General features: G+C 47.6%; 21 protein-coding genes, 2 tRNA genes and 1 pseudogene. 10 read left to right on the top strand and 14 right to left on the bottom strand.

What is annotated here, in order from left to right:
• Window positions 1-214, top strand: a pseudogene (locus tag QFX30_RS03430) (citryl-CoA lyase); the annotation flags it as partial.
• A 206-nt stretch (window positions 215-420) separates the two neighbouring features.
• On the opposite strand, the gene QFX30_RS03425 reads toward QFX30_RS03430, so the two are convergent.
• The 5 genes from QFX30_RS03425 to QFX30_RS03405 all read right to left on the bottom strand — a co-directional run bounded on the left by QFX30_RS03425 (window position 421) and on the right by QFX30_RS03405 (window position 3,063).
• Window positions 421-1,332: a PhoU domain-containing protein gene (locus QFX30_RS03425; protein WP_300488222.1), complete on the bottom strand. Its 912-nt coding sequence runs from the start codon at window positions 1,330-1,332 to the stop codon at window positions 421-423.
• A complete protein-coding gene (locus tag QFX30_RS03420; protein WP_300488219.1) occupies window positions 1,322-1,936 on the bottom strand; it encodes a hypothetical protein in 615 nt (204 codons plus the stop codon). Before QFX30_RS03420 ends, QFX30_RS03425 begins: the two co-directional genes overlap by 11 nt.
• Before the next feature lie 111 nt (window positions 1,937-2,047).
• Complete coding sequence (locus QFX30_RS03415; protein ID WP_300488216.1) at window positions 2,048-2,845, bottom strand: metallophosphoesterase; 798 nt, start codon at window positions 2,843-2,845, stop codon at window positions 2,048-2,050.
• 26 nt (window positions 2,846-2,871) lie between these two features.
• Window positions 2,872-2,944: transfer RNA gene (locus tag QFX30_RS03410), tRNA-Thr, on the bottom strand.
• 36 nt (window positions 2,945-2,980) lie between these two features.
• Window positions 2,981-3,063, bottom strand: a tRNA-Leu gene (locus QFX30_RS03405).
• 105 nt (window positions 3,064-3,168) lie between these two features.
• Between QFX30_RS03405 and QFX30_RS03400 the strand changes: the two genes are divergently transcribed.
• The 5 genes from QFX30_RS03400 (at window position 3,169) to QFX30_RS03380 (ending at window position 8,411) form a co-directional block, all read left to right on the top strand.
• Window positions 3,169-3,339, top strand: a complete 171-nt coding sequence (locus tag QFX30_RS03400; protein WP_300488213.1) for a 4Fe-4S binding protein — start codon at window positions 3,169-3,171, stop codon at window positions 3,337-3,339.
• On the top strand, window positions 3,329-4,486 hold the full coding sequence (locus tag QFX30_RS03395) for an NAD(P)/FAD-dependent oxidoreductase (protein WP_300488210.1): 1,158 nt from the start codon (window positions 3,329-3,331) through the stop codon (window positions 4,484-4,486). Before QFX30_RS03400 ends, QFX30_RS03395 begins: the two co-directional genes overlap by 11 nt.
• 37 nt (window positions 4,487-4,523) lie before the next feature.
• Entirely contained in the window at window positions 4,524-7,025 is a 2,502-nt protein-coding gene (locus tag QFX30_RS03390; protein WP_300488207.1) for an STT3 domain-containing protein, read from the top strand.
• Window positions 7,026-7,142: 117 nt separating this feature from the next.
• Entirely contained in the window at window positions 7,143-7,274 is a 132-nt protein-coding gene (locus tag QFX30_RS03385; RefSeq protein WP_300488204.1) for a HEAT repeat domain-containing protein, read from the top strand.
• A 3-nt stretch (window positions 7,275-7,277) separates the two neighbouring features.
• The gene (locus tag QFX30_RS03380; RefSeq protein WP_300488263.1) at window positions 7,278-8,411 is read left to right on the top strand and encodes a HEAT repeat domain-containing protein; all 1,134 of its coding nucleotides are present in this window, start codon (window positions 7,278-7,280) and stop codon (window positions 8,409-8,411) included.
• Between the two features lie 3 nt (window positions 8,412-8,414).
• Here QFX30_RS03380 and QFX30_RS03375 read toward each other — a convergent pair whose 3' ends face one another.
• Genes QFX30_RS03375 through cdhA form a run of 7 tightly spaced genes read right to left on the bottom strand, consistent with a single transcriptional unit; the run spans window position 8,415 to window position 16,472 of the window.
• Window positions 8,415-8,876, bottom strand: coding sequence for a 4Fe-4S dicluster domain-containing protein (locus QFX30_RS03375; protein ID WP_300488260.1), 462 nt, complete (start codon window positions 8,874-8,876; stop codon window positions 8,415-8,417).
• Window positions 8,877-8,895: 19 nt separating this feature from the next.
• Complete coding sequence (gene acsC, locus QFX30_RS03370; protein WP_300488201.1) at window positions 8,896-10,272, bottom strand: acetyl-CoA decarbonylase/synthase complex subunit gamma; 1,377 nt, start codon at window positions 10,270-10,272, stop codon at window positions 8,896-8,898.
• A 12-nt stretch (window positions 10,273-10,284) separates the two neighbouring features.
• The gene (gene cdhD / locus QFX30_RS03365; RefSeq protein ID WP_300488198.1) at window positions 10,285-11,439 is read right to left on the bottom strand and encodes a CO dehydrogenase/acetyl-CoA synthase subunit delta; all 1,155 of its coding nucleotides are present in this window, start codon (window positions 11,437-11,439) and stop codon (window positions 10,285-10,287) included.
• 10 nt (window positions 11,440-11,449) lie between these two features.
• Window positions 11,450-12,196: an AAA family ATPase gene (locus QFX30_RS03360; protein WP_300488195.1), complete on the bottom strand. Its 747-nt coding sequence runs from the start codon at window positions 12,194-12,196 to the stop codon at window positions 11,450-11,452.
• A 17-nt stretch (window positions 12,197-12,213) separates the two neighbouring features.
• Window positions 12,214-13,596, bottom strand: a complete 1,383-nt coding sequence (gene cdhC, locus QFX30_RS03355) for a CO dehydrogenase/CO-methylating acetyl-CoA synthase complex subunit beta (protein WP_300488192.1) — start codon at window positions 13,594-13,596, stop codon at window positions 12,214-12,216.
• Window positions 13,597-13,614: 18 nt separating this feature from the next.
• Window positions 13,615-14,136 carry a CO dehydrogenase/acetyl-CoA synthase complex subunit epsilon gene (gene cdhB, locus QFX30_RS03350; RefSeq protein ID WP_300488189.1) on the bottom strand — a complete coding sequence of 174 codons (522 nt, stop codon included), beginning with the start codon at window positions 14,134-14,136 and terminating at the stop codon, window positions 13,615-13,617.
• Window positions 14,133-16,472, bottom strand: a complete 2,340-nt coding sequence (gene cdhA / locus QFX30_RS03345) for a CO dehydrogenase/acetyl-CoA synthase complex subunit alpha (RefSeq protein WP_300488186.1) — start codon at window positions 16,470-16,472, stop codon at window positions 14,133-14,135. Before cdhA ends, cdhB begins: the two co-directional genes overlap by 4 nt.
• A gap of 352 nt (window positions 16,473-16,824) precedes the next feature.
• Here cdhA and cbiM point away from each other — a divergent pair, with 352 nt between their 5' ends.
• The 4 genes from cbiM to QFX30_RS03325 are packed head-to-tail and all read left to right on the top strand — an operon-like array spanning window position 16,825 to window position 19,539.
• Window positions 16,825-17,475 carry a cobalt transporter CbiM gene (gene cbiM / locus QFX30_RS03340; protein ID WP_300488183.1) on the top strand — a complete coding sequence of 217 codons (651 nt, stop codon included), beginning with the start codon at window positions 16,825-16,827 and terminating at the stop codon, window positions 17,473-17,475.
• On the top strand, window positions 17,472-17,783 hold the full coding sequence (locus QFX30_RS03335) for a PDGLE domain-containing protein (RefSeq protein ID WP_300488180.1): 312 nt from the start codon (window positions 17,472-17,474) through the stop codon (window positions 17,781-17,783). The genes cbiM and QFX30_RS03335 overlap by 4 nt, the downstream gene beginning before the upstream one ends.
• A 29-nt stretch (window positions 17,784-17,812) precedes the next feature.
• Window positions 17,813-18,607 (top strand): cobalt ECF transporter T component CbiQ, encoded by a 795-nt coding sequence (gene cbiQ / locus QFX30_RS03330; RefSeq protein ID WP_300488176.1) that lies wholly within the window; start codon window positions 17,813-17,815, stop codon window positions 18,605-18,607.
• Complete coding sequence (locus QFX30_RS03325) at window positions 18,604-19,539, top strand: ATP-binding cassette domain-containing protein (protein ID WP_300488173.1); 936 nt, start codon at window positions 18,604-18,606, stop codon at window positions 19,537-19,539. The genes cbiQ and QFX30_RS03325 overlap by 4 nt, the downstream gene beginning before the upstream one ends.
• 19 nt (window positions 19,540-19,558) lie before the next feature.
• On the opposite strand, the gene QFX30_RS03320 is transcribed toward QFX30_RS03325, so the two are convergent.
• Together QFX30_RS03320 and QFX30_RS03315 are read right to left on the bottom strand one after the other, a co-directional pair.
• The gene (locus QFX30_RS03320; protein ID WP_300488170.1) at window positions 19,559-20,638 is read right to left on the bottom strand and encodes a type II secretion system F family protein; all 1,080 of its coding nucleotides are present in this window, start codon (window positions 20,636-20,638) and stop codon (window positions 19,559-19,561) included.
• Window positions 20,639-20,649: 11 nt separating this feature from the next.
• On the bottom strand, window positions 20,650-22,221 hold the full coding sequence (locus QFX30_RS03315) for an ATPase, T2SS/T4P/T4SS family (protein ID WP_300488167.1): 1,572 nt from the start codon (window positions 22,219-22,221) through the stop codon (window positions 20,650-20,652).
• Window positions 22,222-22,235 lie beyond the last annotated feature (14 nt).

Below are 22,235 nucleotides of genomic sequence, written 5' to 3'. Positions count from 1 at the left end.
AGGTGCCGGGGTTTTCATGATAGGACGGCTCCCCGGACTCATATCCCACGTATACGAGGAGAAGGTGCGTGAACCAGCCTTCAGAAAATTCTTCGACATCGAAGAAATACACTACGACGGCGAGGAGAAAAGAATATTGGAGACAGATTACGCATCCCTTGAAGGGGCAGAAATATGCAGGACGATGAATACAAAAGAACCCGGAAGAGAGTAGAGGAACTTAAGGGATACGCCTATTGTATAGAAAAACTTACCTTTCCTCCTACTTCTTTCCAAGTCCGCAGCTGGTGCTACTGAATAACAGTTCTGAGTAATATGAATCATAGCATATAGGCATCCATTCAGTGTCTTTACAAGTTATATGCTTCTGAGTATGGGAAGAGAGGAAAATAAGGGAATACAAAGAAATAAATTAATAAATCACATACCCTCCCTCTCACGCCTCCTGAAACGCTCAGGTGTTGTTGTTCTCGGTATATTCCTGTAATACTCCCCTGCGGTATCGAATATCTCAATTGAAATATCTGCTATTCTCTCAAAGGTCTTCACAACCCTTGAAAGGGATATGTAGTAGGTTGAGCGTTCCTTGTCCTCAAATGGTGTTTCGGCCATCTGTGTGGCCACACAGTTAAGGGCGTTCTTCTGGACCCTGTGAATATCGTCCTCAAGGGACATGAGTTTTGCCTTGAGTTCAAGTTTCTCGTTGAGGAATGCATCCATTGCTGTATTCACCATCTCAACAGCAATTGAAAACATCTCTCGGAGGTACTCCATCATCGCGGGGTCAACCTCATAGGACTCCTTAACTGCGAAGTTGGCTATTATTGCAGAGTGATCACCTATCCTTTCAAGGTCATAGGCAATCTCTGTGAATGCCATTGTCTTGCTGAATTCCGAGTAGGGATTCATTGCTATGGCTGTATCAACAGAGGACCTCACCTTCTCGTGCATGGTGTTTGTTATGTAGTCCATCTTCAGGGCCTCATTTGCAAGGTCCTCATCGTATTCCTCAAGGGACCTGAATGACTTCCTGAGCTGCTTGCAGACATGCTGTGCCATGTCCCTGAGTATCTCCTTGATGAAAAAGCTCCCTGCGTATTCCCTGGATGTAACCTCCTCCCCAAAGAGCTCCGGGAATTCCTCAAATTTCTTTATATCCACAATGTAGGCCCTTCTCACAACACCCTCCTTTATTAAGGGCTGGAGGAGTTTGGTAACATACCGTCTTGTTATTCCAAGCCTTTCTGCAATCTCATCCTGTGTGGATGGGTTCTCATAGAGTATAACATCTATGATTGACTTGAGTGTTGCATTTTTTGTTTTATTTTTCATTCTCCAACGACACCTCATCTTCCATTACAATGACAACAGATTCCCTGAGTATGGATACCGTCATGTAGAGGAGTGTAACTATGACCAGCACGGTTATCAGGATGTCGAACTCATAAAAAATCGACCTGTAGACCATTACCACGGGTGACTGAATATCCACAAGGCCCCTCAGGAGGACAATGAGGCCCATAAGTAATAGAACATGTCCATATGATTTCTTTATGGTCTCAGGTTGCAGGAGGGGGTATATACCCATAACCATGAGCCCCACCCCTATTGACCTGAAGAGGTTCCAGTCGGTTGCCTCCTCAAGGAGATAGAATATATACTGGGGTTTCCACTGGAAATTTCCAAGGAGGTATATGGCCTCAATTACAACTATTATAATGAGGGGTATTGCAAATACCACTCTGCTCTCAACCCTCTCTGTCTTAACATTCTTGAGGGGTTCCCTGAGGTAGTGGGAGAGAAGCTGATACAGCATTGAACCAAGAACAGCCCCCATGACAGTTCCGCCTACTCCCAGCTTTGATGTTGTGAATGCCACTATTCCTGAGATTATCCCTGCCATAAGTATATCAAATGCCTTGGTCAACGCTGCCACCTGCAATTCTTAATGACCAAATAAGATCATATTATGCATATTTGTTTTCTCTATTAGAGAACATTATGCGTGATGATATATATTAATCTTTTTTAAAAATGAAATTAGAGATTAAAGGGAGCCTTCTGGATGTACATATGAACATATCATGTATTCCTCATCCTCAACCTTAACAGAATAACTGGCCATTTCCCTCTTAGAACCATTCTCAGTGTTTATAAGGTCAACGGAGATCCTATCATCATTGATCCTCAGCTGGTTATGGGAGGGGAACGTCTCACCCCTCAGCTTCCTTGTTGTGGCTGTCCCTGAATTCAGTGTAACCATCCTTTCAATCATCCAGACATTGGGCACATGCTTGTGTCCATTGAGCACAAAGTCAACACCATATGAATTGAGGAGTCTGAGGAGATCGCCTGAATCCAGCAGTATGTTCCTCTCACGACCAGTGTTTGGTATGGGTAGCAGGTGGTGGTGGAAAGTAACTATCTTGCATAGGTGATCGGGAACCCTCTCAAGTTCCCTTGCAAGCCATTCAAGCTGATCCATCCCTATCTGACCATCATTTATGTCGGGTTCAGATGAATCAAGACCTATAACAGCAAATTCTGAGTCATGATGGACAAACTTCCTCTTACCTATCATCTTCTCAAAGTGCACCAGCCCAACGTTCCTTGCGTCGTGGTTACCCGGAATTATATATGTTGATGTGATTGAGCGCAGCTCATCTGCAAATGCAGCCGCAAGTTCATACTCGTGGGCATAACCCTCCGTGGTGAGGTCACCTGAAACAACTATTATGTCAGGATTCTCCTCCTGAAGCTGTACCAGAAGATTCTCCATGAGTTTGCTGGAGAAATTCTTTTCACCAAAATGTATGTCCGAAATCTGAGCAATTTTCTTCTCCATTAAAACACCTTAAAAATCAATGAAAAAGCCTTAGGGGGGATTCGAACCCCCGACCTATGCCTTACCAAGGCATCGCTCTACCACCTGAGCCACTAAGGCAACCAATTTCAATTTCAGAACAGCTAAAAACTCTAGTGCAGGGGAAGGGATTCGAACCCTCGAAGGCCTGCGCCAGAGGATCTTAAGTCCTCCCCCTTTGGCCGCTCGGGCACCCCTGCATGGTAATTGATTAGTAGTAAAAAGTCATATATTAATTTAACGGTGGCCATTATCATCACCAATAATTAATTAATAGGGTGTCCATAAATCTAGTGGGTGATTCATTGAAACACGATCCATCAAGGTGTATGCACTGCGGTGCCTGTGTGAATGTCTGTCCATCAGGTGCCCTGGAACTGGAGGATACCCTCCTTATAGGGGATGGGTGCCGGGAGTGTCTTGCCTGTGCTGCAGTCTGCCCTGTGGATGCAATGGGGTGTGAGGATGAAGTATGACCTTGTTGTCGTCGGGGGTCGTGTGGCAGGCTCCATAGCCGCATACCAGGCAGCAAAAAATGGTCTGCAGGTCCTTCTGCTCGAAGGAAACCCTGAAATAGGGACCCCCGTACAGTGCGCCGGTGGAGTGAGTGACAGTTTCTTTAAATCGACAGACATAAAACCCCTCCCTGAGTTCACATGTACAAGAATAACCGCTGCTACAATCAATGGACCATACGGTGCAAGCATAACCACCGGAAACCCGATTATAAGGGGTTACATCATCGAAAGGAAGATTTTTGATAAATATCTAGCTCTGCGTGCCGCTGAAGCCGGGGCGGATGTACTTGCAGGGTCCCGGGTAAAAGATCTAATGTTCCATGAGGGATCAGTCTCCGGTGTTAAATTCAGGGGTCCTGATGGAACCTGTGAGGTTAAATCAGGTATTGTAATTGCAGCAGACGGCATTCAGTCATGTGTTGGCCGGATGGCGGGGCTTAATACACGTTTCAGACCGGGAGAACTGTGCTCCTGTGCCCAGTATGAGGTCACCGGTTTCGATGTGGACGATGAAACCATGGAATTCTATTTCGGGAGTGTTTTTGCTCCATCAGGTTACCTCTGGGTCTTCCCAAAGGGTGATGGGCGGGCGAATGTTGGTGTGGGTGTAAGGAGAACAAGATGCTCTGATAATGGTCCGCTACACTACCTTAACAGGTTCATCTCCAGGGCAGGATGTAGCAGGCTGGAGTTCAATGCAGGTGCTGTACCCGTTGGCGGCCCCATCAGAAAGACATACACAGACGGCCTGCTTGTCGTCGGTGACGCAGCCGGTCAGGTCGATCCTCTCACAGGTGGTGGTATACACGTTGCAGCAGAGTGCGCGACGATAGCCGCGGATGTAGCGACTGACGCGATTGAATCACAGAGAACCGATGCCGCCTTCCTCTCAAAGTATGAAGACACATGGCGTGAGCAGATAGGTAAAAACCTTGATAGATCACTTAAATTTAGAAAAGTACTTGAAAGTTTAAGTGATGATGAACTGGATACACTAATAGGATCCTTTGATGGAAAAGATTTAAATTCCATCTCAAAAATATCACTTCTTAAAATACTAAGGCATTATCCTAAAATTCTAAAGATGCTCAAAAATATACTATAACCCTCCTGACTCTATTAAAAAATTTCCAGGTGATTCTTTGTTAAATGATGTCCAGAAGAGAAGACTCTATCTGTTAATCATAGCAGTTGTTGCATTCACAGTACGGCTCATACCCAGCAGAACATATTCACTGGCTGGTAACGACGCCTATGTACATCATGACCTGGTAATGAGAATAGTAAGCCAGGGTCCCACTATAATAGGCCATGATATACCTTCTCTTATGGGATTAAAAGCATATGGATACCCTCCCTTATACCATATGATTGGTGCGGCCCTTTACATGTTATTCAAAACAGAGCTTGTTTTTTTCCTCCTGGGGCCCCTTCTTGGAACCCTGGCTGTTATTGTAATGTACATGGTCGCCAATGAAGTATTTTCGAATGAGGAGATTGCTCTTCTTTCAGCATTCCTATTTTCAATGGTTCCCTCCTTTGTTACAAGAACATCAATCTTTATACCGGAATCCATGGGGCTACTTCTAACCACTGGAATCCTTTACATGATTATCAAATACATCAAAACCGTCCCTGGTTACCCGGATATTGATAAATTTGAACTTGGAGGATTTCTGAACCTTTTCAGGGGTGAATTAAAGTATATAATGTGGGCTTTACTATTATTTGGCATTTATATATTCACCCACCGAGGGTGGATTTTTCTCGCAATTGGCATTATCATCCTTCTTGCAACGTTCCTCATCCCTTCATTCAAAAAAAGACCAGTTGAATTCGGATTAGTATTTATCCTGGTAGCACTTGGAATTCTTGAATTCATAATTTTCGCTGAGAGGTTCCAGGCAGTTCCAGTTACAATACTGGGATTCCCAAAATGGATGGGTGTTCTTCAGCTGGTACTTGGACTTTACGCCGCATCCATGCTTTTGAGATCAAAGAATCCCATTCATAAATTTCTTATAATATGGGCTGCCCTATTCATGATAATAGGCACCTATTCCTTCAGGTTCAGGGATCCCTATGCAGCAATACCCCTATCTCTAATAGCAGGGTATGCTTTCAGCGAAGTTAAAATGAAACTGGACAACTCAGAAAGCCTTAAATATTATCCCCTCTTTAGATGGAACATTGGCCCGCTCATAAAGAAAGTGGTCTTTATATTCCTGATTTTAACACCTGTGATTCAGGGAGCTGCCATCGGATATGCCAGTGTAGTTACACCAACAGTCCAGCAAAACGCCGCCTTTAAATGGATAAACACAAATACACCTTCAGATGCTGTTTTCTTATCAACACTTGAAGATTCATATCTCCTAATTGGAAATACTCATCGAAGAGATGTGCTCCTCGAAAACACAGTTTATAAGGGTTTCATGGGGGATGCCCCTTCCATTGTAGAGAACATGGCAGTTAAAAATGATGTGTCCGCAATATTTGAATCTTCGCTGCCATCTGAAGCATGTTACCTGATCGAAAAGAACAACATAAGCTATGTTTACATGTCAGATGCAATGCACAAGAAGGGTCTTGGACTATACGTACCCTTTAACCCGCATTTCAAGACATGCTTTGTTTCAGGGGATGTTTCAATTTACAAGTACATAAAAAATCCTGAAATTCAATCAAACAGTTCAAAAATAGTGGTGAGCGGGAAGCACAGTGAAATCGTGAATTTCATTGAAAAGTTCTGGAACGGATACTCATACTCTGAAGCTGGTGGAATGAGCTACACTGATCCAGCAGAGGACCTCGAATTTGGAAGCCTCTTCAAGGGATCATATGATAGCAACGCCATGATTGCAGCCCTTTACATTGAACTCGGAAATATGAAAAGTGAAGAAAAACTTTCCACAAGGGGAGAATATCTCCTGAGATGGCTCAGTTACAAACAGATGGATAACGGCTCCTTCCCAGGAGGAATGCCCCCCTCTGAATACACTCTTTCCACACTACAGACCATATATCCCCTCATGAATCTCAAATCAGACGAAAGCCAGAAGATAGTTAAGAGAGGCTTGAAATTCGTCGACTCACAGGTAAATGGAGACGAAATAAACATCTCACCAGGTAAAAAATCATCCGTTTTTATTGGAACAGACTATCTCAAACTTAAAACAGAAGCCCAGGTTGCAGGTATGTACCCTTCAGGTAAAAGGGAAGTTATTTATTCCGTGATCAACAAGCAGGGCTACGATGGGGCATGGAGTCCCCGAGCATATGAAAACATTGGAATTCTTAAGGGGCTGGCACTCTACTATACCTCCACAAATGATTCAAAAACCCTTGATTCGATGAAAAAGGGTGCTAAATGGTTAAAGGACCATCAGAACCCTGATGGTTCATTCCAGGGGGACGGAAACGACAATATATACTGTATCAGCCACTACTCCGATGCTGCACTGATTTACAGCCTCACAGGTGAAAACAATTCAATGCAAAAAACCATTGAATACGTAATGAACAAAGGTGTTAAAAACGACCCCACCCCCCTCCGTTCATTCCTCACATTTATATGGGACATGAGGTTCATCTATGGAAGTGATCGTGCCCTGGGCATGGCCGAGCAACTTTTAAATGGTTAGCAAAAAATCATAAAAATTAAATACTCATTTTTTTATAAATTATCATAAGGGGGGTCTATCATTGTATTTACGGAAAATGTAGAGAGTCTCCTTCAAGAGGGGGATATTCAAAGTCTCATGGAGGCTCTTGAAAGTGAGGATTACACCGTAAGGCTGGATGCTGCCCGAGCCCTTGAAGAACTGTCAGATGAACGATCAGTTCCCGCCCTGATTGATGCACTCAGATATGAGAAATGGCAGAGGGACTAACCAATACTTGGTGGTGTTAGGGCTGCTGCAGCCAGAGCACTGGGAAATATAGGTGATTCAAGAGCAATTGAACCACTGATAAATTCCCTTGAGGATCCCGATATTGATGTGAGAATCAGTGCACTGAGATCACTTGCTTCTTTAAGGAATGAAAGGTCAGCCGATGCTGTCGAAGGATGTTTAAATGACCCCCTTGAGGATATAAGAAAAAATGCCCTCATCACCCTTGCAGAGGTGGACCCCAAAAGGGGAGTTGACCATGCATTAGCTGCACTTAATGACAGGTCATGGGTCGTGAGAAAGGCCGCTGCAAGGGTAATCAGAAGTCTGGGTGATGAAAGGTGTATTGAGGTCCTTATTGATAAACTCAACGACCCTGATCTGGAGGTCCGGCGCCAGATTGTCCTTGCAGTTGTGAGACTTGGTGAAGCAGCAGTTGAACCCCTTCTTGAAAAACTTTCTGATCCCTCATGGCAGACAAGGGCTGTCATTGTTGAAGCTCTAGGGGAGATAGGATCAAAAAGGGCTGTTCCCCACCTCAAAAGGATGGTCTCAGGAAGAAAAAGGGATGAAAACAGATATGTTCGAGGAAAGGTTGCAGAGGCCCTGGGGCTTATAGGAGATCCAGATGCCCTTGAATCACTCATAGAGGCCCTCAATGATCCCTACCTTTTTGTTAGAAGAAAGGCCCGCGCAGCGATAGACTTGATCGATGTGGAATCATACCTCAAGAGATTCGATAATGGGGAGATAAGCTTCAGGTACCCCATTTTCTGGGACCTCCTGGAGGTTAAGGATGGTGAAAAACTCATTACAGGTTCATGTAAGGAACATGGGCTTAAAATGTCCATTAAGAGAAAGGAAGCCTCTGGAGTAACTGCTGAAGAATTTTCAGATATCTTAATTGACGTTCTGAACATGAGGGGTCTTTTTAACGTCACAAGGAGCACGGTTACCGTGGACAGCGAACATGGATACATGGTAACCGGTGAAACAAAGAAAGACAGGATAGTGACATTCATCTTCAAAAAGAAGGGTTACATATATTACATATACTTCAGGGGCCCCCTTGAAAACATCACTGGCTCCTACAAATATATAAGGGTGCTGATAAACACCCTTCACGTGGAAATCTAGTGCCTAAACCTTGCCCCTGTAGATTTTCATTGTCTCCTCAAGGACCTCGCTGAACTCCCTGTGATCCCTGAGATCAGCAAGGTCATCCACAGATACCAGTTTAAGGACATTCTCCTTACATGCATCCACGCATGCAGGCAGTAGACAGTCGGCATCCATGCATAGCGTGCACTTTTCTGCTGATTTCTTTTCAGAGTCAAGGACTATCATTCCAGCTGGGCAGGCAACCATACACAGCTTGCAGAGTATGCATGCGTCCTCATCAATCACAAGCACCTCATCGTCCTCCCTTATGGCGCCAACAGGGCATATCCTTGCGCATGGGGCCTTCTCAGGATGACACTGAAGACAGAATACCGGCATCCTGTCGGCCTTCCTGACCCTTGCAACTCCATGGGTCTTTTTGCATGCATTTATGCAGTCATCGCAGCCACTGCACCTTGCAGGGTCAATGACCATCAGCATCTTCACCGGACCACCCCCTCTACTCCGATGCAAGTTTCTCAAGGTATTCAGGTAGTCCTGAGGAGTCCCTTGGCCCCACAAGCACCTTCCATCCGGTATCGTCCTCTATTTCACCACTAGCAGGTGCCGCAAGTCCGGGAATGATGAGAACCTTATCCTTCACCCTCTCCTCTATACCACTATCCTTTATAAGTTCAGCCACTGCGGTTCCTGTGAGCTGTCCTCCAGCAAGTGATACGTCCACAGCCCTTCCCTCTGTGTCAAGCACAAGGAGATATGCGGTCACATCACCAGACTTGAGGTCACCCTCCACTGTGTAGTATGTGAGTGAGAAGTTTGTTGTGAGTATCACAGGGGAATTTTCATCAACATCTCCAAACTCATATATTCCTGGATCAACAGTCTGTGGCTTCCTTGGATCAGTGTAGAGTCCCTGCCTGAGGGTGAGTATGGGCATAAGCTCCCAGATATCTGTTCCTCCTATTATAAGAATGTCAGCGTAGCGGTTCATGAGTGTGGCTGCAACAGTGGCCTCCTTTATGTTATCCTCAACCGGATCCCCTCCCGAAAGCCTTGAGAGTGCTGGTATGCCCATGATGGGGAAGCGGAAGTCCTCATCCCTTTCCTCAACTGCAAGGCGCCTTATCATGACAAAGTTGTCTATGGTGTCACCTATCCCCTCACCTGTGAATGTGCCAGGGTCCAGGATAATTTCAGTAAGGCCCATTGCCCTCAGTCTTCTTGTGAGCCTCTTCATCTCCTCAAGGTCCCCCGGTGAAAAAAGCACCAGGGGGCAGTCATATGAAATGGAAAGTTCAGCCATCTCCTGGAGGTTGTCCTTTGTAGCCGCGTACATGAGGGGCCTCTGATCCCCCAGGACCTCAAGGGCAGCCCTCATTGCCTCTGGATCGAAGGTGCATAGGACAACAGGAAAGTTGAGTTCACTGATTGCTCCTGCTGCCTCTGCAAATTTTTCAGGGCTTCCCGATTTGTTCCTGAGCGCTATGGCATCCAGGGTCAGTTCCTCACCGGTACGCTCGAATTTCAGATTCCTGATATCACTGGCCCTTTTCATGATCTCATCTGATGGTAGGTCATCTGGAAGATCAACCGCGAGGGCTGTGGGGTTGTAGTATGTGAGTTCAAACCTGTAGAGGACCTCATCACCCCCCACCACCACCTGGTTTTTTTCTGGGCCAAAGGTTATCTCTCTCACAGCTGGGGCCAGGAGGTCCTCGAGCTTCTGTCTTTCATCCCCACTGAGCTGCGGGCAGTCATCCAGTGTGAGTTCCTTTTCTATGAGTTTTGTGGCGAAGGCCATGCATGATGACTCATCACATTTACCACAGTTTGTTTTTGGAAGTAACCTGTATACATCCATGGCAGTTACCTGCAATTTAACCCCTCCTCAATATTCCAGTTCAGTTATCCATTCCCGGAGATCAGGTGTTTCGGCAGTCATGTATTCCCTTGTGAAGGTTTCCCCTATCTCCCGCAGAAGCCTCACAGATGTTGGGTGGAGCATCATGAATATATCCACACCTGAGAGCATCATTGTAAGTCCGGTTACTATCTCCCACAGAGGGCCCCTGTAGTCTGTGGGTCCCCATTCATCCTTCTTCATCCAGGCCTCCCTTGAACCCCACGCGTTGGTTGTTCCAGAGGACATTGGCATCTGCAGATCGGCATCGCCCTTGAGGGCCGCGAGCCTTGTCCTTGTGATGACGTCTATTGAAAATTCTATACCATATCCCAGTGCACAGGTCGTTGGGTCCATCACTATGTCCTCTCTGCTAAGGCCTTCCTTCATGAGGTAACGGTTGAGGGTTTTCTGCATGTTTACGTCTGTTATGGCCCATGATAGGACCGCGTGGTTGTGGTCAAGGGCTGCCCTTGCAACCTTTCTGTAGTCAAGGTCCAGGTTTGCTGATGCCAGAAGACACCTTTCGCCCTCAGCAGCCTCAGCAGCCTTTTCAAGTACCAGTGGATCCTTTTCAGGGTCCCCTGAGCCCCCGATTACCAGGGGGACATCAACGGCCTGGAGGACTTCCTCGATGTCATTGGCAGCCTCCCTTGGTGACTTGTCCATTACCTTGGGTCCTGTTCCGATGAGGTGTATTGTGACCATGTTGGCACCATAGTCCTTTACCGCCTTCCTGGCCCAGTCCCCCGGGTCCTCCATGACGTCGCTGAAGTGCTCCCTGATAGGCCTTGGAAGACCCGGCATGGGTATGTCAAAGACGTCGAATGTCACCACCGGTGGGTTTGGCTGGGGTTCCTCAAACCTGTAGAGGGCCTTCTGACCACCAAGGTAAACAGATTTCCTTGTACCCTCACCCAGTTTCACCTGGGCAACCTCACCTGGGTATGTCTTTACCGGTGGTTCAAATTCCTCCTCAGGGAGTGCCTCAACTGCCTCCCTAACCTCCACTGTTTTCTGGATGGCCTGCTGAACCACAGGCATCAGGTAGAGTTCAAGTTCGTCAACATCCATCCTGAACTCATTTATTTCGATGGATTCCGTATTCTGAAGTAATTTCAGAAGTTCCGTTAATTTATCCATAAGCACACCTCTATAGACTTAAAATTTTATCGGCAACCTTTTTTATGGCCCTGAATGCTGCTGAGTCTTCAGGCAGCTCATATAGTGACCTGCCCTCCATGTCATACCTGGAAACAAGGGGATCCTCTGGTATAACGCCTATGACCTCAAGGTCCTCGTCTATTTCAAGTTTCTCAAGGTCCCCTTCATGGACCCTGTTAAGAACCAAGAATACCTTCCTGAATTTTATCTCAAGTTCCCGTGATAGTTCAAGTATCCTTCTTGCTGTCAGAATCCCTCTCTTTGAGGGGTCGGTTACAACTATCATAACGTCAACGTTCTGGGTTGTCCTTCTGCTGAGGTGCTCAAGGCCCGCCTCGGTATCTATCACTATGTAGTCGTAGTTCTCTGCTATATTCTCGATTATCCTCCTCAGCATGGTGTTAACTGCGCAGTAGCACCCACTGCCCTCGGGGCGGCCCATGACGAGCAGGTCAAAATCATCGGTCTCGGTTATTGACTCCATTATCCTGTAGTCTAGGATATCCCACTTGTTGGCTGATGGGGGGATTCTACCCGCTGCTGTGTCCCTCTTAAGCTGTTCCCTCACCTCACCAACCGTCCCGCTTACGGGAACACCGAGGGCCTCTGGAAGGTTTGAATCAGGGTCAGCGTCTATTGCAAGAACATCCGCACCTGTAGCTGCGAGTATCCTTACAAGGGACGCTGAAACCATGGTCTTTCCTGTTCCGCCCTTGCCGCTTACTGCTATTATCACATGACCACTCAGGTTGATTATTTGCGCTTTATTATTACCTTCTCAGCGTAGATCTTTGCGTTTTTGAGGACTATTCTGAATCCGCCCGCTGCTGGAAGGCTGATCTCAGGGGATGTCATTACAGGTATTCCTTCGGTGATGGGGGCCTCCTCAGCGTAGGTTTCCTCTTTCTCAACGACTTCAGCTTCCTCAACTTCTGCTGGTGCCCTTTCAAGTACAGGGTGCCCCTTCTCCTTAAGGAACCTTCTCAGTTCCTTTATTGATGTTGCATCTTCCTCTGTGGCTATTTTATCCCGCAGGTCCTCAGGGATGAATTCAATCACCGATTCCTTGAGTTCCTTTGGCATCCAGATTACTCTTGAGTATCCACCATCCGCCTGCAGGAACTTTGGTGAGCGCATGTACTCAAGGCTGAGGCCCGAGAACCCTTCAACCTGTTTTCCGCCTGAACACTGTCCCGCCATTGCAGAGAATGGTATTCCAAGTGGGGTTTCTCCTCTGAAGTCCCTGTTCACGATGCCTATGCCGTCCAGTTCTGGTATGTAGAATGCCACCGCCTCGAAGCAGCCACATGATGTGTGTGGATACCCGAAAACACTGTGGAGGTAAACCCTCTCTGTTGTACCCTGTGAGTTCTCTGCCACTGCAGCGTTAACATTCTCATATTCTCCCTTCTCCGGGTCAATTACATCACCCTTTTGAATTTCGAATATTGGGCCGTCTGGGTCCATCTTGTATGCTGCACGGCAGTCAAACCAGTTTATGGCTCCACAGAGGGCTGTCCTGTCCGGTGTGACCACACATACATGTGTTGGGGCGAAGGACTGGCACATGAGGCACCCGTAGAACACGTCAACGTCCTCGTCTGAGAGCTCCCTTGCCCTTGAATCCCTTATCTCATACTTTTCCCTGGCTGTTTCAAGGAATTCTTTAACAGCGTCCTCATCAGTCATGATTGTCACTGATATGGATTCGATTATGGGGAACTCCTCCCTGAATAGAACCGACAGTGCCTTCCCAAGGTGTTCCAGTCTGAAGCCAGCGTCCTTTGCCTCTGTGCTTACACGGCACCATATCTGGTCCCTCTGGTTGAGGTGCATGAAGCCCTGGACGTAGTTGCAGAGTTCATGGAGCCTCCGCTCTATAACGCTTTCAAGTTCCTCCTCGAGTTCGCTTCCTGCTATCTCCACGTTTATGGCGAATGGATAGATCTGGCCCTGTTCCATTTCACTTATCTCGGGCCCTATGACCTCCACCTTTCCATCCTCAACGCTATCCTTAACCTGGACCAGTTCGGCTCCGATGGATTTGGGCCCGGCAAGTTCAACGAACATGTTTGCTGATCTTATCCGCTCCCCCTCGTGCATGGGACTTACATCAACGGGTATGTCTTCAAACATTGAATTCCTCCATTATCATCAGTCAGTATACATCTTCTCAAGGTACCTGAACCATTCATCATCATCCATGTTGGGAAATGATGCGTCTGCATTTGAGTGGAATGTCTTGCATATTGTGAGTGTCCTTATATGCGGTGCGAAGTGCTTCAGGGTTGATAGGCCCTGGGATGCTATGTAATAGATGCACCCTATGAATATGACGAGGTCATGCTGACCCTCACCCCTGAGACCCTCCCAGTTTGGGTCCTTCAGGAGGTTGGTTATCTCCACTATGCCATGGGGTTCTGATTCAACACCCGCCTCCTTCAGCGCCCTGTAGGTATCGGCAGTGGACACCACCGGGAGGTCCCAGTGCCTGATGATTTTAACTGTGTGTTCAAGTACTGGCTGGCGCTTTGCAAGGGGACCCACAACCATTAATGGCCTCTTGGCCTTTTTTATCATCATAACTGCTGTTTCAGGTGTTACCAGCATTGCCTGTTTAGGCCCTGCTATAACAGTTGGCTGCCATGGTATTATACGGTCATTCACACCGATCACCTCTCAAGGAGTGAGGGTTCCTTTGGAAGCTTCTTTGGCTTCCAGTTCTTTTCCTCCAGTATCTTCATGATGTCCCTCTTGTAGACTATGGGGATGTCCTTCTCTGTCCTTATGAACCTGTCGATGTCATCTGGAATTGTGCCAAAGTACTTTTTGTGGAGATCTATGTAGTTGCTGAGTTTCATCTGGCGACCCTTGGGTGTGTCTGTTGGCCTTATGCAGAGTTTAGCCACCATCACCGTTGCCTCCTCCCTGTTCTCTGCTGCATAGAGGAGGTGTTCTGGAGCTGGCTCCCCATCAATGACCTCACCTGTTCTGAGGTCGTTCAGTTTCCACTTATCCTCGTCATCTGCCCTTCCAAGGAACAGTCTGCGGTACTTTGATCCGTGGGGTCCCAGGACGACGGGTATTCCCCACCTGTTAACACCTGTTGCTATGGCTGCCGCCTTCTGGGAGTAGGCACCCCATGCGACGCCACATGCCCCTACACGGTTAAGTATGTAATCTGCTATCTCCTCAAAGTTCCCCTCAAGTGGTTTCTGTGCGAATATGTTGGCTATCTTTATGGCGGCCCCTGATATGTGGGCGTTTGATACGCAGGAGCCCATGTTAACAAGTCCCTTTGCATCGAACTGTCCGCCGTATTTTTCATAGAGTGTCTTTCCATCCTCGTCCCTGTATTCCCCGATGGACATTGCTCCACATCCCGTTGTGACCACGATGTAGTTCCTCTCAAGGAACTCCTTTGCCATGAGGGCAACATCCTTTCCACCCTCAGGGTAGTTTGAGCACCCCACAAAGGCCACCACACCGGGTATGTCCCCGAGGACTATGGGCGCACCAACCCTTCTTATCTCCACATCCTGGGCAGGGCCACGCCCGGCCCTTATCTTGTATTTTTCGTCCTTTACGCGCCTTTCACCGGCCTTTGTCACCATGGAGACTATTGGTATGTTCCTTTCACACTCCTGTTCGCAGCGTCCGCATGTGTAGCAGAGCTCCTCAAGTGCCATCTCCTCAAGTTTGCTCAGATCGCCCTCAGCTGCGCTCTTAACTGCATCCATGACAGGTAGGCTGTTGGGGCAGACCCTCTGGCACCAGCCGCAGTCTGTGCACTCTGATGCCATCTGGATTATCTCATCAACCTCTGGTAATTTTTTGAGGGATTTTCTGAGTGGTGCCAGTTTCATTGCAGTTTTAACTGCCACCTCACCAACCTTCTCTGGGTCGAGGATCAGTGCCCCCTCTATGTTACCGTTTATGAGGTCGTTCACGATTTTGTCGGGGTCCTCATCTGTCAGATCAGTAAGTCCAAGGCACATCTTATCGGTTGTTGCAATCACCGCTGACCTGTTTTTGAGGGCCTCCTCCAGCACGTCTGTCCTCACGCACTGCTCGTCCACCACTATCACATCGGCAACACCACTTCTTATGAATCGGAGCTGTTTTGAGAGGGGCCCGACGACCTTGGCAGCCTCGCTGTACCTTGTAACATCTATTGCTGCACAGCATATACCGCATACCTCAATTTCGTCTTCGAGTTCCCTTTCGGTGACGTAGTCCACTATATCTGCTCCAGGAAGGACGTTGTGACCTATGCAGAGTATCACGGGCTTCTCGCTGTCTATAGTGCCGAATCCCAGTTCAACAAGGGGTGCGTCCTCATCACCCTTCGGGAGGTCTAGGGCAACGATCTGGGCGATATCAGCAACCTCCCTTACAAGGTCATCCATGAGCCCAGCATGGAATGCCTTTGATTCAAAGTCCCTGCTGTCGCCCTCCTGTCCTGTGTGGCAGGCTGAGAGAAGGTGGGAAGTCTGTTCCTCGGCGTAGTCCATAACTTCCCTGAGGTCGCCCAGGGTTCGGGGCCTTCTTCCCATGACTGTCCTTGTTATGGGTGCCTCTATATCCACGTTCATGCCGAGGTCTATTTCATAGTCCTCTCCCAGTTTCTCTATGAGGTGATCCACAAGGTGCCTTGCGTGTCCCGCATGGGCGGCGGTCCCTATGAGGCATGCGAGAAGTACTATGCGTGCCTGCTGGGTGGCTGCATCTATACCACATGCTCCCTTCTTACCGAGGAGGTCACATTTACCGTAGGTGCAGAGGCAGCACATGTCACAGAAAGGTGCATAGAATGGTTCATATCTTTCAAGGAGCTTCATGTCCCATGACCTGAGGTCGGTCACATGGGGGCGGGGTTTTGGACCCCTAACCTCTTCCTCCTGAGGTTTTTCCTCACTTATAATTTCTCCTATGGATATCTGGATATTTTTAAGATCCCAGAAATCCCCTTTAAGGTTTTTGGCTTTTTTTGATTCGGGTGCCACATCCATCACCAGTATTACTAAATGCAGACTGACAATTATTAATGATTTATAATGATGGTTTTCATTTTATAAAATCAATATATAAATTTTGTGTATTTGGCCGTGGCACATAAAAACCGTGACATTTTTAATAAAGATGCTCTCCATGATTGGAGCTGTAATGGGCTGAATTTCAGATTATGCCCATGAAAATGTCCTATCAATGCAAAACCCACTTTATGAGGCCAGAAAACCGGAGTGTGTTATTACCACAATATAAATGAAGCAGAGATAGTGTAATACCCATGCCAATCTTTATATTATATGAGTCCTTGATATAATGACTGAATTAATATAAATAATAAGGAGGCGAAGAATCTTGCATATTCCAGATGGTTTCATACCATTCCCACAGTACGTTGTGTACTGGATAATAACCCTTGTAGCCCTCTACTTCAGCATGCAGTGGGCCAGAAGGGACCTTAAAGAAAGACAGATACCACTGTTTGCAGTTCTTGCAGCTGGAATATTCGCAATACAGGCGATGAACATACCGATACCCTGGGGTACCAGCGGTCACATGGTCGGAGCGGCCCTCGTTGCAATAGTCTTTGCAAGTCCATGGGCAGCTGTCCTTTTACTCTCAATTGTACTGATACTTCAGGGACTCATATTCGGTGATGGTGGTCTAACTGCGCTTGGTGCGAATATCTTCAACATGGGCATAATCGGAGGATTCACAGGTTACTACCTGTTCAGGGCACTCAGATCAGCCGGGGAAATTCCTGCAGTCGCAGTGGCATCATGGGCCTCAATATTCCTTGCCGCCATTGCCTGCGCCATAGAGATGTGGATAGCAGGTACCTTCCCGCTTGTGGAGGGACTCTGGATGATGGGGCTCTACCACGCAGTAATAGGTCTCATAGAAGCTACGATAACAGTGGTTGTTGTCCTTGCAATTGAAAACAGCCGCCCCGACCTTTTCAAGTTCAGTGAGTGGGGTGAGAAGAAGGGGGTTGCATCAAAATGAATGCCCGTGATAAAAAATTCATGACAGGGGGCATCCTGATTGCCCTCATAATAGCCATTCTGGCACCATTCCTTGCATCAGAAAACCCTGACGGACTTGAAAGCACAGCCGAGAAGGTGATGCCCAACCCTGAAACTGAACCGGTGGTTGAATCGCCGATGCCAGACTACACCATTCCTGTGCTTGGTGAAAGCAAGGTTGGCAGTTCCATAGCAATGTTTCTGGGCACTGTCATTGTGCTGGGTCTCGCCTATGGCGTTGGAGTCATACTGCGTATAAGGGAAACAGAACCTGATGAGGGGAAATAAACCCCTCATTAAATTTGTGGGGAAGCTGAATGGAAGACCTCATAAACATAGAGAGGGAAAGCCTCAAGGAAAGTTCAATACACAGCCTTGATGGGCGTGTAAAGCTTATAATAACATTTATCATAATCATCTTTGCGGTTGCCACACAGAGTATTACAACACTCATCCTCATGGAGATCTACCTTATCATCCTCATATTCCTCTCAAATGTGTCACCATCCTATGCCATTAAAAGGCTCATCCTCATACTCCCATTCGGTGGATTCATAGCACTCTTCCAGCCATTCATAAGGCCAGGGGACGTGATATGGGCAGGGCCGTTTGGAATTGACATAACCCTTCACGGAATCATCTTCGGGGCACTGCTTCTCGGAAAGGTGACTGTGAGTGTGACCGCAGTTATACTTCTCTCCTCAACAACGTCAATGCAGGAACTTGTTGGCTCAGCAAGGAGAATCGGTGTCCCCTCCGACTTTGCAATGCTCTTAAACCTCACCGTCAGGTACCTCTTCTTCTTCTATGATGAACTTGAAAGAATAAGGAATGCCCAGAAAACCCGCTGCTTTGATATCTGGAACAAAAACGTGCCCTACCAGTGGAGGCTGAGGAAAGTGGGTGAAACCATCGCCATGATGTTCCTCAGGGCATATGAACAGGGTGAAAGGGTTTATCTCAGCATGCTGAGCCGTGGCTACACACCTGAAAGCAGGATGTACACAGCAGCCTCCAAAATAGGAAGAAGAGAAGTGCTCTTTGTGGCCGCTAATATCATGGTAATTGTGGTTCTTCACATCACCCAGACACTACTGCCGGTGATGAAATGATTCAGGTGAAGAACCTCACCTACACCTACCCCGATGGAACCACAGCCCTCAAAAATATTAACATGGAAATAGGGAGAGGTGAAAGGGTTGCCGTCATAGGTCCCAACGGGGCAGGTAAATCAACACTCTTTCTGCACCTCAACGGGATACTCAGGCCATCCGCTGGTGAAATAATAATCGATGGAGAGAAAATCAATTACAGCAAATCTGAACTTATCAGGATAAGACAGAAGGTGGGTATAGTTTTCCAGAACCCCGATGATCAGCTCTTCTCCCCAACAGTGAGGGATGATGTTGCCTTTGGCCCCATGAACCTTGGACTCAGTGAAGATGAGGTCAATGAAAGGGTCAGGGAGTCACTTGAAAGGGTGGGTATGTCCGGCTATGAGGAAAGGGCACCCCACCATCTGAGCGGCGGTGAGAAGAAGAGGGTGGCCATTGCAGGGATCCTTGCCATGAAGCCTAAAATAATGGTCCTTGACGAGCCCACAACAGGACTGGACCCTGAAACCGCCGATGGGATAATCGACATACTCCTTGAACTGAGCAGGGAAGGCATAACAGTTATAATATCCTCCCACGACGTTGAAATCCTCAGCCAGTTCGCTGAGAAGATCTTTGTTCTAAACAGCGGAGAACTGATAGCCGAGGGAACACCCAGTGAAATCTTTAGAGAACCTGAAATAATAAGAAGGGCCAGTTTAAGGCTTCCCAGGACCGCTGAACTCATGAACCGCCTCAGAATGGCTGGCTTTGATGTTGATGTTAAACTGACTGTGGAGGAAGCATACCACGAACTCCTGCACCTTCTAGGTGCCGATGCATACCACAGGCTGCTTCACTTTCTGGGTGAAAAAAAACAGCACAAACTCATCCACCTCCTTGGGAATGAGAAGTACCATGAACTTCTACATGTGCTCCGGGAGCGATGAATGCTGTATCACCGTACATCTAAAGTTTTGGCTCAAGCCTCTTGATCATGAAGGCCATGAACCCCACCATCATCGGAAAGAGGAAGAGGTATATCAGTATAATGGCTATTGGTGGAAGGACTGACCCCATAACAGTGGACGCTGCCAGGAGCATTACAAGGAATATAACGGGTCCCAGAATAGCAAGGAACATGTAGATCATGGTGAAGGAGTTGAGCTTCTGGGAATAATCCTTGAGCTTCATTCTCATCTCATATGCAATATCATCTGCAATAACATTAAGTGTCTTGGATAGATCACCACCACTGTTGAGGGTCCTCGTGATCTGATATACGGCCCTCTTGAGGCCATCGGATTCTATGCGGTTACTCATCTCAATAAGGGCGCTCTCAGTGGTCTCACCATACTTGATCTCCTCAAGTGTCCTTGCGAACTCCTCAGAAAGTGCCCCGTAGCCGGACATTGCAACTGAACGCATACTATCATGGAGTCCAAGCCCTGATTTGAGTTCAGTGGCCATCTGACGGAGTGCAAAAGGCAGCTCCCTGGAAGCCTCGCTTGAACGTTTTCCCTTCTGAAGATTCGGGAGGAATATGATGATTATGGACATAAATAGAACGGCCAGCATCATTGCAAGGCCTATCTCGATCCCAAATCCAAGGATGACCATCACAACCAGCAGTACCGCCCCTGAGCCCCCGCCAAGTATCATTATGAGTTTGGGGTCGAGCTGCTCCTTCTCTTCCTCCTTCAGTATCTCCTCAAGGGACGCCCTCTGAAAGCTTTCACGGGTTGCTCTGTCCTCCCCTCTCTCTTCGAGCCTCTTATCTGCCTCTATAAGCCCCTTGAATACCTCTATCTCCTCAGGGGTCATCTTCATCCTGCTTATAACCCTCGCTGACCCCCTCCTTGAGAGAAAACCTGACCTGGGTTTTCCAGGTTCTCTCTTCAGGATCCCCCCTGGTTTTCCAATTGGGGGAGCCTTTGGCTTTATCTCACCTATCTTCTTAACGGGCTTCTGAACGCCCTCACCCACCTTCTTCGTGGATGTGAGGGTGAGTCCCCCAAGTTTATCGAATATATCCCTGATTGAGACCATTGTATCTGCCCTCAGAGTATGCTGTCAAGAACACCGTCCGGGTCCCGGTAGTACTCATTTATGTAGTGTCCCACCTCATCTATGGACCTTATGTTCTCATCGGCCAGGTATTCAAGGACGAGTCTTCTCCTTTCGATCTCCTCCTCTATCTCATTTATGCTTATGGCTCTGAGTTCAGCTATCTCCCTGAGGGTCTGACTGGCTATTCCAACGTATTCCACCTTATCTGTTACGCTGTTCCACTCAAAGACCCTGTTGAGCTGAACATTGCCCTCCTCCATGCCCACAACCTCGGCAACCTCTGTTATCCTCCTTATGGAACCCCCTTCGGGCCGGTACATCCTGTTCTGCATGATTATAAAGTCGAGGGCGGGTATCATTATCCTCGGCACGTTCATGGGGGGGTTTATGAGACGGGTTATTGTTTCCCTGGCTGTGTTCGCGTGAAGCGTTCCAAACCCACTGTGTCCCGTGTTGAGGGCTGTGAAGAGTGTTATCGCCTCTCCACCCCTGACCTCCCCGACGATCACCCTGTCGGGCCTCTGACGGAGGGAGTTCTTAACCAGAGTGTCCATGTCCAGTTCACCCTTACCCTCTATGTTTGGTGGTCTTGTCTCCATCCTCAGGACGTGGGTGTGGGGTAGCTGAAGTTCCAGTGTATCCTCAATTGTTATGATACGCTCGGTTGGGGGTACAAATGCTGATATTGTGTTAAGGGTCGTTGTTTTACCTGAACCTGTACCCCCAGCGACTATGGCGTTGCATGGCTTCACCCCAAGCCCATCAGTGCAGACCCACAGGAAGGCTGCAAGATGAGAGGACATGGTCTTGAAGTTGATGAGGTCAACAACTGTGAAGGGGTCCTTCCTGAATTTTCGTATGGTGAGTGTCGACCCGTCTGGAGATACAGGTGGTATGGTTGCATTGATCCTTGAGCCGTCAGGCAGCCTTGCATCCAGTATGGGTGTCTGCTGGTCTATACGCCTGTTCACCTGCCTTGCAATGAGGTCGATGATGGCCTTTATATCATCATCATTCTTGAAGACCACGTTGGTTATCATCATACCCATCTTCCTGTGGTAAACAAAGACGGGTTTGTTGACACCGATTACCATTATCTCCTCTAGGTCATCATCCTTGATGAGTGGGTCAAGTTCCCCGTATCCCAGCATCTCCTGGGAGATCTGCTTGGCAAGCTTATCGACATTACGAACCCCCTTCATCCTGAGAAATTCCTTAACCTCCGACATGAAGGTGGATTCATCTATCCTGAAATCCTCGCCCTTAGATACCGCAACCTCAACAAGTTTTTCACGGATCTCGTTGAGGAGTTCCCTTTCCTTCTCAGAGAACTTTGGAAGGGATACCTTGTATTTGGGTATGAGGTCTCCCTCGATGATTTCAACATCCTTTATATCGGGACCACGGGGTGCGGGCTTCGGTGCTGGCTTTTCAAGCACCTTTTCAACCTTGAATTCCGATTCCGCAGGTCTCTCCCTTTTTTCTTCCCTTGGAGTCGCTTCCTCATCCGCTGCGAATTCTCCGAGAATCTCCCTCAGAATCTCCTTCCTCTTGTCCCTCATGTTACTCATCTTTT

This window comes from Methanothermobacter sp., from assembly GCF_030055435.1.
Classification (GTDB): Archaea; Methanobacteriota; Methanobacteria; order Methanobacteriales; family Methanothermobacteraceae; genus Methanothermobacter.
This window is presented reverse-complemented; position numbering and strand designations above follow the sequence as displayed.

Coding starts and splice junctions, on each gene's coding strand:
- QFX30_RS03425 (WP_300488222.1), bottom strand. CDS start 1,332: ATGAAAAATAAAACAAAAAATGCAACACTCAAGTCAATCATAGATGTT.
- QFX30_RS03415 (WP_300488216.1), bottom strand. CDS start 2,845: ATGGAGAAGAAAATTGCTCAGATTTCGGACATACATTTTGGTGAAAAG.
- cdhD (WP_300488198.1), bottom strand. CDS start 11,439: ATGGATAAATTAACGGAACTTCTGAAATTACTTCAGAATACGGAATCC.
- QFX30_RS03375 (WP_300488260.1), bottom strand. CDS start 8,876: ATGCTGATGGTCATTGACCCTGCAAGGTGCAGTGGCTGCGATGACTGC.
- cdhC (WP_300488192.1), bottom strand. CDS start 13,596: ATGTTTGAAGACATACCCGTTGATGTAAGTCCCATGCACGAGGGGGAG.
- QFX30_RS03320 (WP_300488170.1), bottom strand. CDS start 20,638: ATGGTCTCAATCAGGGATATATTCGATAAACTTGGGGGACTCACCCTC.
- QFX30_RS03385 (WP_300488204.1), top strand. CDS start 7,143: ATGGAGGCTCTTGAAAGTGAGGATTACACCGTAAGGCTGGATGCTGCC.
- QFX30_RS03315 (WP_300488167.1), bottom strand. CDS start 22,221: ATGAGGGACAAGAGGAAGGAGATTCTGAGGGAGATTCTCGGAGAATTC.
- cbiQ (WP_300488176.1), top strand. CDS start 17,813: ATGGAAGACCTCATAAACATAGAGAGGGAAAGCCTCAAGGAAAGTTCA.
- QFX30_RS03335 (WP_300488180.1), top strand. CDS start 17,472: ATGAATGCCCGTGATAAAAAATTCATGACAGGGGGCATCCTGATTGCC.
- QFX30_RS03395 (WP_300488210.1), top strand. CDS start 3,329: ATGAAGTATGACCTTGTTGTCGTCGGGGGTCGTGTGGCAGGCTCCATA.
- QFX30_RS03325 (WP_300488173.1), top strand. CDS start 18,604: ATGATTCAGGTGAAGAACCTCACCTACACCTACCCCGATGGAACCACA.
- cdhA (WP_300488186.1), bottom strand. CDS start 16,472: ATGGATGTGGCACCCGAATCAAAAAAAGCCAAAAACCTTAAAGGGGAT.